Below are 17,271 nucleotides of genomic sequence, written 5' to 3' on the forward strand. Positions count from 1 at the left end.
AGACCGCCGATCGCGCTATCATAAGGCCGTTCCAATTCCACCCTCACCGAAGCAAAGGAGCCTTAATGGGGAAGAAGGACGTTGAAGCCCTCGAGATCACCATCGACGAACTGCCCACTTATCTGCACACGAACCACGCCGTCTACATGGAAGTGGCCGATGGGCTGTATTACCTCACCGATGTGAATGACCGCTATTGGCGCGCCCAGGACACCAACCAGTTCAACGAGAAGGGCCACTACGTCGACGCGAGCCCCCTCGTCCCCACGATCGCCGAGTTCCTCGAGCTGCCCTTCTGCGACGGCAAGTCGGTGACGGATCTGTTCGCCGAGGCCACCTTCTACGCCTCCGGCGACGGCAAGGACATGCCCGAGGATTTCTGAGCGCCGGCGCGTGTTTTCCGAAGCGGTCTGTCTTTTGTTCTTACGACGTTCAAGAACCCCGAGGTGTCGAAAGGATGCCTCGGGGTTTGTGCTATGATGCCCTGCGAACTATCTTGGCTGCGAACAATGCGGCGACACGAGAAGAGAAAGAAGGAACCATGGCAGAAGAATGCTCGCACGAGTGCTCCAGCTGCGGCGTCTCCGGCTGCGGCGACCGCACCGCTGAGGCTGGTCCGTCCACCCTGGCGCCCAACAAGCGCACCAATGTCAAGCATGTGATCGGCGTCGTGTCCGGCAAGGGCGGCGTGGGCAAGTCCCTCGTCACCAGCCTGCTCGCCTCCGAGATGAACAAGCGCGGCCACAAGGTGGCCATCCTGGACGCCGACATCACTGGCCCGTCCATTCCGAAGTCCTTTGGCGTCGACAGCCGCCTTACCGCTGACGCTGACGGCATCAACCCGGCGAAGTCCGCCAGCGGCATCGAGGTCATGTCCGTGAACCTGATGCTCCCCGAGGGCGACATGCCCGTGGCCTGGCGCGGCCCTGTCGTCACCGGCGCCATCAAGCAGTTCTGGCAGGAGGTGAACTGGGGCGATGTGGACTACATGTTCGTCGACATGCCTCCGGGAACTTCCGACGTGTTCCTGACGGTTTTCCAGTCGCTGCCCGTGGATGGCATCGTCACCGTGTCGGCTCCCCAGGAGCTCGTAGCCATGATCGTCGGCAAAGCCGTGAATCTGGCGAAGTCGCTGGAGGTGCCGGTGGTGGGCCTCGTGGAGAACATGGCCTACTTCAAGTGCGACGAGTGCGGCAAGGAACACCACATCTTCGGCGAGCCTCAGGGGGCGGCCGTGGCCGAGAAGTACGACATCCCCGCCGTGGCCACGCTGCCGATGGACCCGACCTTCGCGCGCCTGGTGGACGAGGGCAAGGTGGAGGCCTACGAGGTGGAAGGCGCCCTGGACGGCATCATCGACCAGATCGTCGCCACCTGCGAGGCCGAGTAAAGCCAGCATTGCGATGGCGCGGGGCCGCACAGGGGCCGCTAGCGGGAATTTCCAAAATTCCTGAAAAAAGTTCTTGCGCGCCGCCACCGTTATGCTAATATAGTCCTCGCACTTTTTCGGGGCCTTAGCTCAGCTGGGAGAGCGCATGGCTGGCAGCCATGAGGTCAGGGGTTCGATCCCCCTAGGCTCCACCACACTATCAAGCCCGCCGTTAGGCGGGCTTTTTTGTTGATGCTGCGATTTCGACAGGCACCTGGAAAATGACCCTTCACCTCAGGTTTTAAGGAATCCTTTCAGGAACTTTACAGGTATGTGCGATTATTGTTGACACCGTGTGTGGACTAAGTAATTCGCTTTATACGGTGCGCACGCATTGAAATAATAGCTCCCTGACCTTACGAAACGGTAAAGAACGTTACGCTAGGGTTGCAACATTCAGTTAGCGCTCATGAAGGAAGGGCGGGAGTCCCGCGGAGGGAGCGGGAGTGCGCTCGATGAGCCTGCGCCGGCAATAGGTCTGACGCAATGTCATGAAAGGTTGAGGACACATGAAATTTGCCTCGTTCAAGAGCTCTGCTCTGAAGAGCGTGGGAGCGGTTTCGCTCTGCGTCGCTCTCGGTGCCGGGCTGGTGGGCTGCGGCGGCAACGGTGCCGGCGGCGGCGCGGTGGCCGCGACGGTCAACGGCCAGGAAATTATGGAGCAGACGGTCACCGACTACATCGCCAACTTCCGCACCTCCAGCTCGCTGGAGTCCGATGAGGCGTGGGGCGAGTGGATGGTCGCCAACGGCTACACCCCCGAGTCCGTGCGCGAAGAGGTCATCGACTACTACGTCAACCAGGATCTCTACGACCAGGCCGCCAAAGAGTACAACGTGACCGTGGAGCAGGCCGACATCGATTCCGCCATGGAGGAGACCAAGGCCATGTTCGAGTCTGATGAGGCCTTCCAGGAGGCTCTCGAGGCGTCCAGCATGACCGAGGAGTCCTACATCGAGGACGTCATTCGTCCGAATCTGCTTCAGACGAAGCTCGCCGAGGCCGTGGCCGCCCAGGATACCGAGGGTGAGGGCGACGACGCTACGCTCGCCCAGGCCCAGGCCATGAGCGAGCAGTTCAACGGCGCTAAGCGCTCGAGCCACATCCTGCTGACCGCCGAGGAAGGCGAGGACGACGCCGCTCTGGCCGCCCGCGCCCAGGAGCTGCTTGATCAGATCAACGCCGGCGAGATCTCCTTCGAGGATGCCGCTTCCCAGTACTCCACCGACACCGGCTCCGCTGCTAACGGCGGCGATGTGGGCTGGGACGCGCTGAGCACCTTCGTCACTGAGTACCAGGACGCTCTGGCCGGCCTCGAGAAGGATCAGATCGTTGCCGCTCCCGTCAAGAGCGAGTACGGCTACCACATCATCAAGGTGACCGATGTCTACGAGGTTCCCGAGGGCGGTATCACGTCGGTTGACCAGCTGCCGACCGAGTTCCAGGAGTATCTGACCTACATGGAGCAGAGCAACGCCTCCCAGAACTTCTCCACCTGGTTCGAGGAGTATCGCAACAACGCCGAGATCACCGTTAACCCGATGCCCGAGGGCCTGCCCTACGCCATCGACCTTGCTCCCTACGAGGAGGCTGCTGCCCAGAATGCCGAGGGCGACGCTGCCGCCACCGAGGGCACTGAGCAGCCTTCCGACGAGACCATGTCCGCCGAGGATCAGGCCGCTGCCGACGCCGCCGCTGCCGATGCGGCCGCCGACGAGGCCGCTGCCGGCGAGGCTGGTGCTGATGCCGCTGCCGACGATCAGGCTGGCGACGCTGCTGCCGCCGACCAGGCCGCCGATGAGGCCGCTGCCGATCAGACGGCCGCCGACCAGGCCGGTGCTGACGCTGCCGCCGACCAGGCCGCTGCCGATCAGGCCGCCGAGGGCGCCGAGGGTACCCAGCAGTAAGCTGCTCTCGACAACCCAGGCGTTTCCCAAGGACCCGCGCTCAGGCACGGGTCCTTTTTGTGGCAGCGAATGATGCTTCAAGAGGGAATTCCCCCCCCCGAGGACGCACTCTCGGCCACGCAGCCAGCAGCGAGCTTTGCCGACGAAGGGTTCGCTCTCTGCCGGCGGCATTCGGAAGTAGCCAAAGGTACCATGTCCATTTGTGGAAGAGGTCGCCGCGAAAACCGTTTCCGTCCGCGAAATGCGTTATGCTTCTTCCCTAGAACCCCGTTCCGCTCTCTTCGAAAGGCCTTCCATGCTCTTTGCCGATATCAATCTTCTCGACGCCGACTTCGCTATCAAGCACCACCAATGGGTGGGGGTGCGCGACGGCCGAATCGCCTATATCGGCTCGGTGCCTCCTGCGCCCGATGTGGCTGCCACCTTCGGCGAGACCTACGATGGCACGGGACGTCTGCTCATGCCCGCGCTCTACAACGCCCATGCCCATGCTCCCATGACGCTTCTGCGCGGTTACGCCGAGAACTTGCCGCTGCAGCGTTGGCTCGAGGAGAAGTGCTTCCCCTTCGAGGCCAAAATGACCGCCGAGGATTGCTATTGGGGCACGGTGCTCGCCTGCGCCGAGATGGCGCGCTTCGGCGTGGTCAGTTTTTCGGACATGTACTACGCGACCGAGGAGCGTGCCCGTGCGGTGCTCGAGGCCGGCATGAAGGCCAACATGTGCGAGGGACTCGTTGCCTTCGAGGAGAAGCCCTATGCGGAATATCCCATCTGCGCCCAGATGGAGGCCCTTGTGCGCGACTGGCACGGGGCCGGCGACGGACGCATTCGCATCGACTATAACATCCATTCGGAGTACCTGTCCACCGAGACGGTTTGCCGCGACATTCTGGACATCGTGCGTGGCACCGACCTGCGCCTGCACATCCACCTGTCCGAGACCGAGAAGGAAGTGCGCGAATGCCGCGAGCGCCACGGCGGCCTCTCGCCGGTGCAGTATTTCGAAAGCCTCGGGTTGTTCGACGTGCCGGTGACGGCGGCCCATTGCGTATGGGTCGATGACGCCGACCTGGATATCTTGCAAGCTCACGGTGTGTTCGTCGCCAACAACCCGGCCTCCAACATGAAGCTCGGCAGCGGGTTCGCGCCCATTCCCGAGATGCTGCGCCGCGGCATTCCCGTGTGCCTGGGCTCCGATGGTATGGCGTCGAACAACAATCACAACCTCTTCCATGACATGTACCTGCAGGCGCTCATCTACAAGGGCGCGACGCTTGATCCGACGGCGGTCACGCCCCAGCAGGCGCTGGCGGCGGCGACGCGCACCGGCGCGCTTTCCCAGGGCCGCGAGGATTGCGGTGTGGTGGCGGAAGGCGCCCGTGCTGACCTGTGCGTGCTGGACATTACGGGCCTGTCGTGGTGCCCGGCGCCCGACCCGGTGTACAACGTGGTTTATGCCGGCGATGGTGCCGACGTGGTGCTCACGATGTGCGATGGCGAGGTGATCTGCCGCGCCGGTGAATGGCCCACCATCGACGTCGAGCGCGCCAAGGCCGAATGCACCGCCCGCACCGCCCGCATCATCAGCGAGCTATAGCCATATCCCATGCGTCGAGCAGCCCAGCTGCTCCCAGTTTCGCGAGGCCGCGGTTCTTGCCGTGGCCTCACATGTCGCGGCCGTACCTTGGGGCCTCATTTTGCCATTTGGGTTTGGAGCCAACGGCATTTTGATCCTCGATCCGCAGCCCGAGGCATCTTTTTGTCGTTCGGTTCTGAAACGTGCGACATTTTAGGCTCTCGGGCTGCGGTGTTAACCATGAAAAACAAAGTCGCAGCAAGAGAAGTACCAGGTCACAGCTTCGTGCCTCCAAATCCTTCCTCGGCAACCCGCAGCCAGACCAGCAAAAATGTCAGAACAAGGAAGGACGCCTGACAAAAATCATCTTTGGGCTGCGGTTGTCAGGGTGCGTTATTGCCAGGAGGGGAGTCCCAGGACCTCTCGCAGATGCTTGTGCTTTGCATCGAAGTCGCCTATGCGGAATCGGATCGGTTTGCCAAGTGCGCGGGCAACAGAGAGCGCGATTTTCCTTGTTTCGCTGGTTGAGTTGAGCTGCAATCGTCCCACGGTGATGATCCGGTAGTTCATGGCTTGCAGCGTCATGCGTTTAACAGCGTCTTCCTGCAGCTGCTCGGACGTAAGGTGGCGTTCGTCGCTGTCGTACTCGAGAATGAGTCTTTGCGCGGGCCAGCAAACATCTGCAACATAGTACTCTTTTCGCGAAAGCGGGCGAGCGGCACCGGTGAGTTCGATGGAATGATTCAGCCTCGGTCGGGCGAAGTGATAGCCGCCGAGATGGTTGGGGAGCGTCATGAGAAGAGCGAGGGCTGCCTCTCTCGGCGAGGCGGCGTTATCGAGAATCCAAGGAGCGGCGCGTCTCGTCATGGCGCAGCCTCGTATGTCCCGGTGGGCCAAAAGAGCTTCTTGGATGCGCTCAGATGAAGTAAGAACGGGGCGATTGAAGACGGTGTCGAAAGGAGGCGTTAGACCGTAGGCGCCGCAAAGGGTGCTTCCTTTGAAGATCACTTCGGCAAGGTCGTGACTCCAGTTGCTTTGGAGAAAGGCGACCTCGGGGGAAGGAGCAAAGAGTCCTTGCGCAATGCGAAAATAGCGATCTTGCTGAATTGACGCCTCTGCGACATGGCAGCGCACATCTTTGAGATTGCGCTTTTGCTGGCGTGAAGGAACGATGATGCGAAAAGGCTTGCTCAGCCAGGGGAGCCTATCCTCCAGATACTGAACGGCGGCAGCGTTGGGGGTGATGTCCTCCTGGTGGGCGATATCAAGCCACAGAGTGAGGAGAGAGGTGAAATCGCCGTGCTGGTAGAAATCGAGGGCACTCGAGCCCCATAGTATTAGTTTCGACATTGACCGTCACTTTCCAATCGATAATGAAGCCATGCGGCGGTGAGGGATGGCGCGTATGGCTCCTGCGCCCTGCGCGCGTTCGAACAGGCTACTCTCTCCGAACCGTATTAATGACGCGAGAATGTCTCGGTTGGTTCCTCGCGCCAACCGTGGTGGCGTCCCATGGGGCGGTTGGGGGGGTGCGCGGGCCAACTCGCGGGCCAACTTGCGGTCCAGCTTGCGGGCCAACTCGCGGGCCAACTCGCGGGCCAACTCGCGGATCAAACCCTGAGAAGCTCCCCCTGAGAAAAAGCGCACGAACTTCGTCTCGCGAATTTTTCGCTGTACTCAGCGGACGCGGTGCCCTCTGCTAATATGGATGCCACGGAAAAGACGCCGTTCGTCGGCGCTGAAAGACCGCTCGCTGGCGATGCGCCAAGAGCTCGCGGGTCGTGGATCTGTCAGTTGGCGCGGCCCCGGCAGCGGGTGTTCGCGGCAACGGGAATTCAGCGTAGCGTTTGGCGAGAAGGCGCGCGACCGATGGGCGGCGCGTCTGGGTTAGACCCGCGCAAGGGGTGCGGGCGCCCTCTATCAGGAAGGCAGGTGGTCGCTCATGGCAGCTCCGGCTCCCGAACACGTCAGAAACATCGTCCTTGTGGGACAGGATGGCGCCGGCAAGACCTCGCTGGCCGAGGCTATGCTCTTCGTTTCCGGCAAGACGCCGCGCATGGGCACGACCCACGACGGCAAGTCGTACCTCGATTACGACCCCGAGGAGATCAAGCGCAAGTTCACTATCTCCACCTCCATTGCCCCCATCCCCTACAAGGACTACAAGATCAACGTGCTGGACACCTCCGGCCACCCCGACTTCATCGGCGACACGCTGGCCACCATGCAGGCGGCCGAGATGGCCCTGTTCGTGGTGGACGCCGTCGACGGTCCCCAGGTCATGACGACGAAGCTGTGGCGCGAGGCCGAGGATATGCGTCTGTCGCGCGCGGTGTACATCAACCACATCGATCGCGAGAACGCCAACTTCGACGCCGCCATGGCGCTGCTGCACGCCCGCTTCGGCGGTCGCCTCGGCGCGGTGACCATCCCCATCGGCCAGGGCCCCGATTTCGAGGGCGTCATCGACATCATCCGCATGGAGGCCCGCTATTTCGAGGACGGCGGCGAGCGCGTGGAAGCGGTGGAAACCCTGCCGGCGAAGTACCAGGAGGAGGCGCGCAACGCCCGCGACAAGCTGTGCGATCTGGTGGCCGAGGCCGACGACGAGCTTATGATGAAGTACCTCGAGGGCGAAGAGCAGCTCACCCAAGAGGAGCTGGAGGGGCTGCTGGACAAAGCCATCGCTCAGGAGCTCATCATTCCGGTGTTCGTGGGATCCACCATTATTATGCAGGGCGTTCAGGGCCTCATGGAGGACATCTGCACCTACTTCCCGCACCCGAAGAGCCACGGTCGCTTCCGCATGGCCGATGACGTGACGGTGCGCATCGACGAGACGAAGCCCCCCTGCGCCTTCGCCTTCAAGACGGTGTCCGACCCGTTCGTCGGACGCCTCACCTTCCTGAAGGTCATCTCCGGATACCTGGAGCCGGGGCTGGAGCTCGTCTGCGGACGCACCGGCAAGAAGGAGCGCCTCGGCAAGATCCAGGTCATGATGGGCAAAGAGGCCGTCGACGTGAAGAGCGCCAAGGCCGGCGACATCGTCGTGGTGCCGAAGCTTTCCGACGTGCGCGCGGGCGACACGCTCTCCTGCGAGGGCACCATCGCCATCGAGTCTTTGCCCCTGCCCGAGCCCTTGTACCCCGTGGCCATCGAGGCTGTGTCGAAGAAGGAGGAGGACAAGCTCGGCACCTTCCTCGCCCGCGCCGCCGAGGCTGACCCCACCATCCGCATCACGCGCGACGAGGACACGCATCAGACCATCATCCACGCCATGGGCGAGACCCAGGTAGACATGCTGATCGGGCGCTTGAAGGAGCAGTCCGGCGTAGAGGCGAAGCTCGTTCCCGTGCGCATTCCCTACCGCGAGACCATTACCAAGCAGGCCGAGGCCCAGGGCCGTCACAAGAAGCAGACCGGCGGCGCCGGCCAGTTCGGCGACTGCTGGTTGAGGTTGGCCCCCATCCCCGGCGAGGGCTACGAGTTCGTGGACGAGATCAAGGGCGGCGCCATTCCCAACGGCCTCATCCCGGCTGTGGATAAGGGCGTGCGCGAGGCCATGGAAGAGGGCTTCCTCGCGGGGTACCCCATGGTGGACATCAAGTGCACGGTGTTCGACGGCTCGTATCATTCCGTCGACTCCAACGAGATGGCCTTCAAGACCGCGGCGCGCATCGGCTTCCGCGCCTGCTGCGAGAACGCCGGCCCCATCATCTTGGAGCCCTGGGCCACTATGGAAGTGACCGTGGGCGAGGAGTACGCCGGCACCATCATGGGCGACATCTCCACGCGCCGCGGCCGCATTGTGGGCACCGACGCGGGCTTCGCCGCCGGTGAGACCGTCATCAAGATGCGCGCGCCCTATGCCGAGGTCATCAACTACACCAAGGATCTGCGCTCCATGACCCGCGGCTCCGGCTCCTACACGCTCACCCTGGAAGGCTACGAGCAGGCGCCGGCCGACGTGACGAAGAAGCTCGTGGAAGCCTACGAGGCCGCCCGCGCCGCCGGAAACTAACGGCATTCTCATAGCAGAATGGGACGGAGCGAAAACGCTCTGCCCCATCCCACAAGGGCGGACTTCGGTCCGCCCTTTTCGTTGCGCGAGAGCGTGGCGCTCCAATCCGTAGGGGCAGACCTTGGTCTGCCCTCCTCAAGCGCGGCGCCCTCACCTGAGGAGGGGCGACCAAGGTCGCCCCCTACGGAGGACGGAACGCAACAACGCCCAGCTCCGAGCCCTATTTTCCAGAAAATTTCCATGGCTCGTAAAAATTTTTCTTGACTCGGGCTTCACGCCGTAGTATTTTAGCGAATTGCAACTTTTTGCAGATTTGCGATGGACGTGAAGGAGGAACAGCCTCGTGGCAATGGATAAGAAATCCGCTCCCACCAGCCTTTACAGGGATCGCCGAAGCTTCGCGAAGATTCCCGACGTCATGGACGTCCCGAACCTGATCGCTATCCAGACGGAAAGCTTCGACTGGTTCAAGAACGAGGGCTTGGCCCAGGCGTTCGCCGATGTGTGCCCGATTGAGAACAACACCGGCGACATGTGCGTCGAATTCGGTAAGCACGAGTTCGGCGAGCCCAAGTACACGGTGGACGAATGCAAGGAGAAGGACGTCACCTACCAGGCGCCGCTCTTTGTGGAGATCCGCTTCATCAACCGTGAGACCGGCGAGATCAAGGAGCAGGAGGTGTTTATGGGCGACTTCCCGCTCATGACGCCGCGCGGCACCTTCATCATCAACGGCACCGAGCGCGTGGTCGTCTCCCAGCTCGTGCGCTCCCCGGGCGTGTACTTCGCCTCTGAGCGCGACAAGACCTCCGACAAGACCATCTACAACGCGAAGGTCATCCCTTCCCGCGGTGCGTGGCTCGAGTTCGAAACCGACAAGCGCGACCTGCTCTCCGTGCGCATAGACCGCAAGCGCAAGCAGCCGGCCACCCTGCTCGTGCGCGCCCTCGGCCTGGCCGAGACCCGCGAGGAGATCATCGAGCTTTTGGGCTCCTCCGAGATGGTGCTGCGCACGCTCGACCGCGACCCCGCCACCACCAAGGAAGAGTCGCTCATCGAGCTGTACAAGCGCTTCCGTCCCGGCGAGCCGCCGACGATCGATTCCGCCCGCACGCTGCTCGACGGCCTGTTCTTCAACCCGCAGCGCTATGACCTGGCCAAGGTCGGTCGCTACAAGATGGACAAGAAGCTCGGCTTCACCCCCGAGGAGAACGATTCCTCCACGCTGACCAATGAGGACATCATCCGCACGATGCGCTACATCATCGGTCTGCACAACGGCGATGAGGGCTTCGTCACCGACGACATCGACCACTTCGGCAACCGTCGCATCCGCAGCGTGGGCGAGCTGATCCAGAACCAGTTCCGCATCGGCCTGTCGCGTATGGAGCGCGTGGTGCGCGAGCGCATGTCCATGCAGGAGCCCGACGAGATCACGCCGCAGTCGCTCGTGAACATCCGCCCCATCGTGGCCGCCATCAAGGAGTTCTTCGGAAGCTCCCAGCTCTCGCAGTTCATGGATCAGTCCAACCCCGCCGCCGGCATTACGCATAAGCGCCGTCTGTCGGCTCTGGGCCCGGGCGGTCTGTCCCGCGAGCGCGCCGGCTTCGAGGTGCGCGACGTCCACACCTCCCACTACGGCCGCATGTGCCCCATCGAGACGCCTGAAGGTCCGAACATCGGCCTTATCGGCTCTCTGGCCACCTATGGCCGCATCAATCCCTACGGCTTCATCGAGACGCCCTACCGCCGCGTGATCGACGGCAAGGTGACTGACGAGATCGACTACCTGACCGCCGATGAGGAAGAGAACTTCACCATCGCCCAGGCCAACGACTTGTTCGATCTGGAAACCCGCGAGTTCGGCTACACCGACGAGGACGGCGTCTTCCACAAGTCCGCCCGCGTGCTCGCCCGTACCACCGACACCAACGGCGTGTTCGGCGAGGCCATGGACGTGCCGCCGGAGATGGTCAACTACATGGACGTGTCGCCGCGCCAGATGACCTCCGTGGCTACCTCGCTCATTCCGTTCCTCGAGCACGACGACGCCAACCGCGCCCTCATGGGCTCGAACATGCAGCGCCAGGCTGTGCCGCTGCTGCGTCCGAGCGCCCCGCTCGTGGGTACCGGCATCGAGCACCGCATCGCGGTGGACTCCGGCGAGATCCTCGTGGCCCAGCGCCCCGGCGTGGTCGATTACGTTGACGGCCAGACCATCATCATCCTGAACGACGACGGCGAGTACGACGAGTACCTCATTCCGAAGTTCCAGCGCTCCAACCAGTCCGGTTGTATCAACCACCGTCCCATCGTCCGCAAGGGCGACGAGGTGCAGGCCGGCGACGTGCTGGCCGACGGCCCGTCCTGCGATGGCGGCGAGCTGGCGCTCGGCCAGAACCTTATGATCGCCTACATGCCGTGGGAAGGCTACAACTACGAGGACGCTATCATCGTGTCCGAGCGCGTCGTGGCCGAGGACCTGCTGACCTCCATCCACATCTCCGAGTACGAGGTGGACGCCCGCGACACGAAGCTGGGCCCCGAGGAGATCACCCGCGAGATCCCGAACATCTCCGAAGACATGATCTCCGACCTGGACGCCGATGGCATCATCCGCGTGGGCGCCGAGGTGTTCCCGGGCGATGTCCTGGTGGGCAAGGTCACCCCGAAGGGCGAGACCGAGCTCACGGCCGAGGAGCGCCTGCTGCGCGCCATCTTCGGCGAGAAGGCCCGCGAGGTGCGCGACACCTCGCTCAAGGTGCCCCATGGCTCCGGCGGCCGCGTCATCGGCATCTACCGCTCCTCCCGCGAGGCCGGCGACGATCTGGCCCCCGGCGTGAACGAGCTCGTGCGCATCTACGTCGCTCAGAAGCGCAAGGTGCAGCAGGGCGACAAGCTGTCCGGCCGTCACGGCAACAAGGGCGTTATCTCCCGCGTGCTGCCGGTCGAGGACATGCCCTACCTCGCCGATGGCACCCCGATCGACGTCATCCTGAACCCCCTGGGCGTTCCGTCCCGTATGAACGTCGGCCAGCTGCTCGAGAACCACCTCGGCTGGGCCGCCAAGTGGGGCTGGTCGGACGCCGAGGAGACCGACGAGGTCGTGGAGGGGCCGATGTACGTGGCCACGCCCGTGTTCGACGGCGCCACTGAGGAAGAGATCTCGGACGCCATCGAGAAGGCCAACCGCAACCTCATCAACATGAACCATGCGAAGTACGGCGACATGGCCCGCGACGAGCTGGTGCCCCAGCTGACGCGCACCGGCAAGACGTGGCTGTACGACGGCCGCACCGGCGAGAAGTTCCGCGAGCCCATCACTGTCGGCCAGACCTACATCCTGAAGCTCGGCCACATGGTGGACGACAAGATTCACGCCCGCTCGACCGGCCCCTACAGCCTCATCACCCAGCAGCCCCTCGGCGGCAAGGCCCAGTTCGGCGGCCAGCGCTTCGGCGAGATGGAGGTGTGGGCGCTGTACGCTTACGGCGCCTCCAACGTGCTGCAGGAGATCCTCACGGTGAAGTCCGACGACACGTCGGGCCGCGTGAAGAGCTACGAGGCCATCGTGAAGGGCGAGAACATCCCGGCGCCGGAGGTGCCCGAGTCCTTCAAGGTGCTCGTGAAGGAAATGAAGTCCCTGTGCTTGAACGTCGAGCTCGAGGGCCACGATATGCAACCCATCAGCGAGGACGAGATCGAGGACTACAGTGCCGACCAGGCGCTTTACGCCGCACTTGCCGCTGATGCCAAGAAGACCGAAGACGAAGAGGCCAACGCCATCGATGCCCTGGCTGCCGAGCTGGGCGACCTGATGAGCGGTCTTGAGTCCGACCTGAACACCGACCTCATCGGTGGCGGAGAGGAGGCCTAACCCCATGACGGAATTCGACGTCAACAACTTCGACGCCCTGCGCATTTCGCTCGCTTCCGCCGAGGACGTGCGCAGCTGGTCTCGCGGCGAGGTAAAGAAGCCCGAGACCATCAACTACCGTACCTTGAAGCCCGAGAAGGACGGCCTGTACTGCGAGAAGATCTTCGGTCCCACCAAGGACTGGGAGTGCGCCTGCGGCAAGTACAAGCGCGTTCGCTTCAAGGGCATCGTCTGCGAGCGCTGCGGCGTGGAGGTCACCCGCTCCAAGGTGCGCCGCGAGCGCATGGGCCACATCGAGCTGGCTGCGCCCGTGAGCCACATCTGGTACTTCAAGGGCTCCCCGTCGCGTCTGGGCTACCTTTTGGACATTCCGCCGAAGGAGCTCGAGAAGGTTCTGTACTTCGCCAGCTCCATCATCACCTCGGTGGATAAAGAGGCCCGCGAGGAGGACATCGACGACTTGCGCGACGAGCTTGCCGCCGACATGGAAGAGCTGGACGCCGAGCGCGACCGCCTCATCGAGGCCACCCGCAAGCTGTCCACCGACTACGTGCCCGAGGAGGACGATTTCGTCGACGATCTCGATGACGATGAGCGCTTGACCCCCGAAGAGGTGGAAGAGGAGATCGCCGACATCTACGAGGAGTTCAACGAGCGCAAGGCCCTGCGCCAGGACGCGTTCGACGCCTTCCTGAAGATCGAGCCGAAGCAGCTCATCGGCGACGAGGCCCTTTACCGCGAGATGCGCGCGAACTACCGCGACTACTTCACTGGCGGCATGGGCGCCGAGTCGGTGCGCGACCTTCTGGACGCCATGGATCTGGAGGCGACCTCTGAAGAGCTGCGCGAGGTCATCGCCACGGGCAAGGGCCAGAAGCGCGCCAAGGCCGTGAAGCGCCTGAAGGTGGTGGATGCGTTCCTCAAGTCGGACAACAAGCCTTCCGACATGATCCTGGACGTCATCCCGGTTATTCCGCCCGATCTGCGCCCCATGGTGCAGCTCGACGGCGGCCGCTTCGCCACGTCGGATCTGAACGATCTGTACCGCCGCGTCATCAACCGCAACAACCGCCTGAAGCGCCTGCTCGATCTCGGTGCTCCCGAGATCATCATCAACAACGAGAAGCGCATGCTGCAGGAGGCCGTGGACTCGCTGTTCGACAACGGTCGTCGCGGTCGCCCCGTGACCGGCCCTGGCAACCGTCCGCTGAAGTCCATCTCCGATATGCTCAAGGGCAAGCAGGGCCGCTTCCGCCAGAACCTGCTCGGCAAGCGCGTCGACTACTCCGGCCGTTCCGTTATCGTCGTCGGCCCGTCGCTGAAGCTGCACCAGTGCGGCCTGCCTCAGCAGATGGCGCTGGAGCTGTTCAAGCCCTTCGTCATGAAGCGCCTGGTCGAGCTTGAGTACGCCGCCAACATCAAGGCCGCCAAGCGTGCCGTCGATCGCGGTGCCAGCTACGTGTGGGACGTGCTGGAAGAGGTCATCGTCGACCATCCGGTGCTGCTGAACCGCGCACCAACCCTGCACCGTCTGGGTATCCAGGCCTTCGAGCCGGTGCTCGTCGAGGGCAAGGCCATCAAGCTGCATCCGCTCGTCTGCACCGCCTTCAACGCCGACTTCGACGGCGACCAGATGGCTGTGCACGTGCCGCTGGGCGCCGAGGCTCAGGCCGAGGCCCGCGTGCTGATGCTGTCCTCTAACAACATCAAGTCCCCGGCCCACGGCCATCCGCTGACCGTGCCGACCCAGGACATGATCATCGGCCTGTACTACCTGACGGCCATGCGCGACGGCTTCCCCGGCGAGGGTCGCATGTTCATCGATTTCGATGACGCCCTGAACGCCTACGACGCCCGCGCCGATCTGGACCTGCAGGCCAAGATCCAGGTGCGTCTGCCCTACAACACGAAGGTGGCCACCGCCTTCGGCGTGTTCGAGGACCACAAGGAAGGCGAGCGCATCGAGACCTCGGTCGGCCGCATCATCTTCAACGATGTGCTGCCGCCGGACTATCCCTTCCTGAACTACGAGATGAACAAGAAGGAGATCAGCCGCCTGGTCGAGGACGTCACCAACACCTACGATCTGTCCGAGGTGCCGCCGATTCTCGACGGTCTGAAGGACGCCGGTTTCCACTACGCCACCCGCGCCGGTGTTACCGTGTCGGTGTACGACGCCACCATCCCGCCGTCCAAGCCGGCCATTCTGGCCCAGGCCGATGAGCGCGTCGCCGCCATCGACGAGGACTACGAGATGGGCCTCATGTCCAACGAGGAGCGCCACAAGCAGGTCGTCGACATCTGGAACGATGCCAACGAGGAAGTCGGCGAGGCCATGGCGGAGAACTTCGACAAGTTCAACCCCATCTACATGATGGCCTTCTCCGGCGCTCGAGGCAACATCAAGCAGATTCGTCAGCTCGCCGGCATGCGCGGTCTGATGTCCGACCCGAAGGGCGAGATCATCGACCGTCCGATTAAGGCGAACTTCCGCGAGGGTCTGTCCGTTCTGGAATACTTCATTTCCACCCATGGCGCCCGCAAGGGCCTGGCCGACACGGCGCTTCGTACCGCCGACTCGGGTTACCTGACCCGGCGTCTGGTGGACGTGGCCCAGGACGTCATCATCCGCGAGATCGACTGCGGTACCACCGAGGGCGTGCCCTACCGCGTGCGCAACGAGAAGAACGAGGTGGACGAGAACCTCATCGGTCGCTGCCTTCTGGAGGATGCCGTCTCTCCCGAGACCGGCGAGATCCTCGCCGAGGCCGGCACCTACCTGCATTCCATGGCCCAGCTGCGCGAGCTTGATGCGGCCGGCATCGAGGAGGTCACGATCCGCACGATCATGACCTGCCATGCCGAGCACGGCGTCTGCCAGAAGTGCTACGGGTGGGATCTGGCCACGGCCCGTCCGGTGAACATCGGCACGGCGGTGGGCATCATCGCCGCCCAGTCCATCGGCGAGCCCGGCACCCAGCTGACGATGCGTACGTTCCACACCGGCGGCGTTGCCGGCGAGGACATCACCCATGGTCTGCCCCGTGTTCAGGAGCTGTTCGAGGCCCGCAAGCCCAAGGGCCAGGCGGTGCTCGCGGAAATCTCCGGCACCATGCAGGTCACCGGCGACAAGATGTCGAAGACCATCACCATCCACGACCAGGAGGGCAACTACCGCGAGTACGTGGTGAGCGCCCGCGCCCAGCTTCTGCCGGGCGTGTTCGACGGGTGCGAGGTGCGCGTGGGCCAGCAGCTGACCAAGGGCTCCGTGAACCCCCACGACCTGTTGCGTCTCACCGATCCGAACACGACGCTGCGCTACATCGTGGGCCAGGTCCAGGACGTGTACGTGTCCCAGGGCGTGGATATCAACGACAAGCACATCGAGGTCATCGCGCGCCAGATGCTGCGCAAGGTGGCCGTGCTCGATGCCGGCGATTCCGACTTCCTGCCGGGCCGTCAGGTGAACCGCTTCGAGTTCGAGAAGGTGGCCAACGAGCTGATCGCCGAGGGCAAGGAGCCGCCGGTGGGCCAGCCGCTGCTGCTCGGCATCACCAAGGCGTCGCTGGCAACGGATTCGTGGCTGTCCGCCGCGTCGTTCCAGGAGACCACCAAGGTGCTCACCGACGCCGCTATCGAGGGCAAGACTGATCACTTGGCCAGCCTGAAGGAGAACGTCATCATCGGCAAGCCCATTCCCGCCGGCACGGGTCTGCGTCGCTACCGCGATGTGGGTCTCACCTACAAGGGCCGTCCGGTGGAGAAGGTCACCGGGGACGCGCTGCCCGACTTCGCGCCGGATGCGCTGCGCGAGATCGAGGATCTGCTGCCCCAGCCTCAGGATTGGTCGCTCGACAGCGACGGCTACTTCAACTCCTCGGGCTCGTTCGGTGGCTACTACAGCGCTCTTTCGGGGCACCGCGGCCACAACCTGTCCGACGAGGACGCGCGCCTGTACATCTACGACGATCTGGGCGTGTCCCAGCGCTGGGCGAACAAGTTCTCCGAGGCGGGCATCGAGACCGTGGCCGACCTGCTGGGTCATACCGAGGAGGATCTGCTGCGCATCGAGGGCATCGGCGTGAAGGCCATCGAGGAGCTGAAGGAGGGCTTGGCGGCTCGCGACCTCATGCACGTCATCGAGGACGACCTGGCGGCTTCCTCCGACGACATGAGCCAGCTCTTGGACATGGTGTTCTCGCCTGACGACACCATCCTCATCGGCGGCGACGAGCCCCCGACGTTCAACACCGACGGCGAGGAGATGCTCGGCGAGGCGCTGCCTCCGCGCTCCTACCAGCGCAACCTTGAGGAGCTGGACGCGCTACTCGGTAACATGGGCGGCTTGAGCTCCCTCGGCTTCGGCTTCACCAGTGCCGAGGACGAAGCGGCTTCCAACCAGGCCATGGAAGACGGCGAGGAGTAAATTGGTTTCGCCTGTCCTTGCGAAGCATCACTGAC

8 protein-coding genes and 1 tRNA gene are annotated in these 17,271 nt (G+C 63.3%); 8 read left to right on the top strand and 1 reads right to left on the bottom strand.

Annotated elements, in window-relative coordinates; all coding sequences use genetic code 11:
* The first annotated feature begins 65 nt into the window (after positions 1–65).
* From ACYVRU_RS05460 to ACYVRU_RS05480, 5 genes are all read left to right on the top strand, one after another.
* Positions 66–383: a CDP-alcohol phosphatidyltransferase gene (locus ACYVRU_RS05460; protein WP_461185787.1), complete on the top strand. Its 318-nt coding sequence runs from the start codon at positions 66–68 to the stop codon at positions 381–383.
* A gap of 158 nt (positions 384–541) precedes the next feature.
* Positions 542–1,390, top strand: coding sequence for an Mrp/NBP35 family ATP-binding protein (locus ACYVRU_RS05465; protein ID WP_022738609.1), 849 nt, complete (start codon positions 542–544; stop codon positions 1,388–1,390).
* Positions 1,391–1,508: 118 nt separating this feature from the next.
* Positions 1,509–1,584 (top strand) — tRNA-Ala (locus tag ACYVRU_RS05470).
* 354 nt (positions 1,585–1,938) lie between these two features.
* Positions 1,939–3,336 (top strand): peptidylprolyl isomerase, encoded by a 1,398-nt coding sequence (locus ACYVRU_RS05475; protein ID WP_461185788.1) that lies wholly within the window; start codon positions 1,939–1,941, stop codon positions 3,334–3,336.
* Between the two features lie 295 nt (positions 3,337–3,631).
* Complete coding sequence (locus ACYVRU_RS05480; RefSeq protein WP_461185789.1) at positions 3,632–4,933, top strand: amidohydrolase; 1,302 nt, start codon at positions 3,632–3,634, stop codon at positions 4,931–4,933.
* A gap of 372 nt (positions 4,934–5,305) precedes the next feature.
* Here the strand turns inward: ACYVRU_RS05480 and ACYVRU_RS05485 are convergent, their stop codons facing one another.
* Positions 5,306–6,262, bottom strand: coding sequence for a hypothetical protein (locus ACYVRU_RS05485; RefSeq protein ID WP_173111624.1), 957 nt, complete (start codon positions 6,260–6,262; stop codon positions 5,306–5,308).
* Positions 6,263–6,854: 592 nt separating this feature from the next.
* Here ACYVRU_RS05485 and ACYVRU_RS05490 point away from each other — a divergent pair.
* The 3 genes from ACYVRU_RS05490 (at position 6,855) to ACYVRU_RS05500 (ending at position 17,236) form a co-directional block, all read left to right on the top strand.
* Positions 6,855–8,933: an elongation factor G gene (locus ACYVRU_RS05490; RefSeq protein WP_461185790.1), complete on the top strand. Its 2,079-nt coding sequence runs from the start codon at positions 6,855–6,857 to the stop codon at positions 8,931–8,933.
* A 349-nt stretch (positions 8,934–9,282) separates the two neighbouring features.
* Positions 9,283–12,810, top strand: a complete 3,528-nt coding sequence (rpoB, locus tag ACYVRU_RS05495; RefSeq protein WP_114538749.1) for a DNA-directed RNA polymerase subunit beta — start codon at positions 9,283–9,285, stop codon at positions 12,808–12,810.
* Positions 12,811–12,814: 4 nt separating this feature from the next.
* Positions 12,815–17,236, top strand: coding sequence for a DNA-directed RNA polymerase subunit beta' (locus tag ACYVRU_RS05500; RefSeq protein ID WP_461185791.1), 4,422 nt, complete (start codon positions 12,815–12,817; stop codon positions 17,234–17,236).
* Positions 17,237–17,271: the final 35 nt, after the last annotated feature.

Source organism: Adlercreutzia sp. CNCM I-6216, assembly GCF_977113345.1.

Excerpts from the sequence above, each read along its gene's own strand:
- ACYVRU_RS05475 (WP_461185788.1), top strand. The coding sequence starts at position 1,939 with ATGAAATTTGCCTCGTTCAAGAGCTCTGCTCTGAAGAGCGTGGGAGCG.
- ACYVRU_RS05485 (WP_173111624.1), bottom strand. The coding sequence starts at position 6,262 with ATGTCGAAACTAATACTATGGGGCTCGAGTGCCCTCGATTTCTACCAG.
- ACYVRU_RS05465 (WP_022738609.1), top strand. The coding sequence starts at position 542 with ATGGCAGAAGAATGCTCGCACGAGTGCTCCAGCTGCGGCGTCTCCGGC.
- rpoB (WP_114538749.1), top strand. The coding sequence starts at position 9,283 with ATGGATAAGAAATCCGCTCCCACCAGCCTTTACAGGGATCGCCGAAGC.
- ACYVRU_RS05480 (WP_461185789.1), top strand. The coding sequence starts at position 3,632 with ATGCTCTTTGCCGATATCAATCTTCTCGACGCCGACTTCGCTATCAAG.
- ACYVRU_RS05460 (WP_461185787.1), top strand. The coding sequence starts at position 66 with ATGGGGAAGAAGGACGTTGAAGCCCTCGAGATCACCATCGACGAACTG.
- ACYVRU_RS05500 (WP_461185791.1), top strand. The coding sequence starts at position 12,815 with ATGACGGAATTCGACGTCAACAACTTCGACGCCCTGCGCATTTCGCTC.
- ACYVRU_RS05490 (WP_461185790.1), top strand. The coding sequence starts at position 6,855 with ATGGCAGCTCCGGCTCCCGAACACGTCAGAAACATCGTCCTTGTGGGA.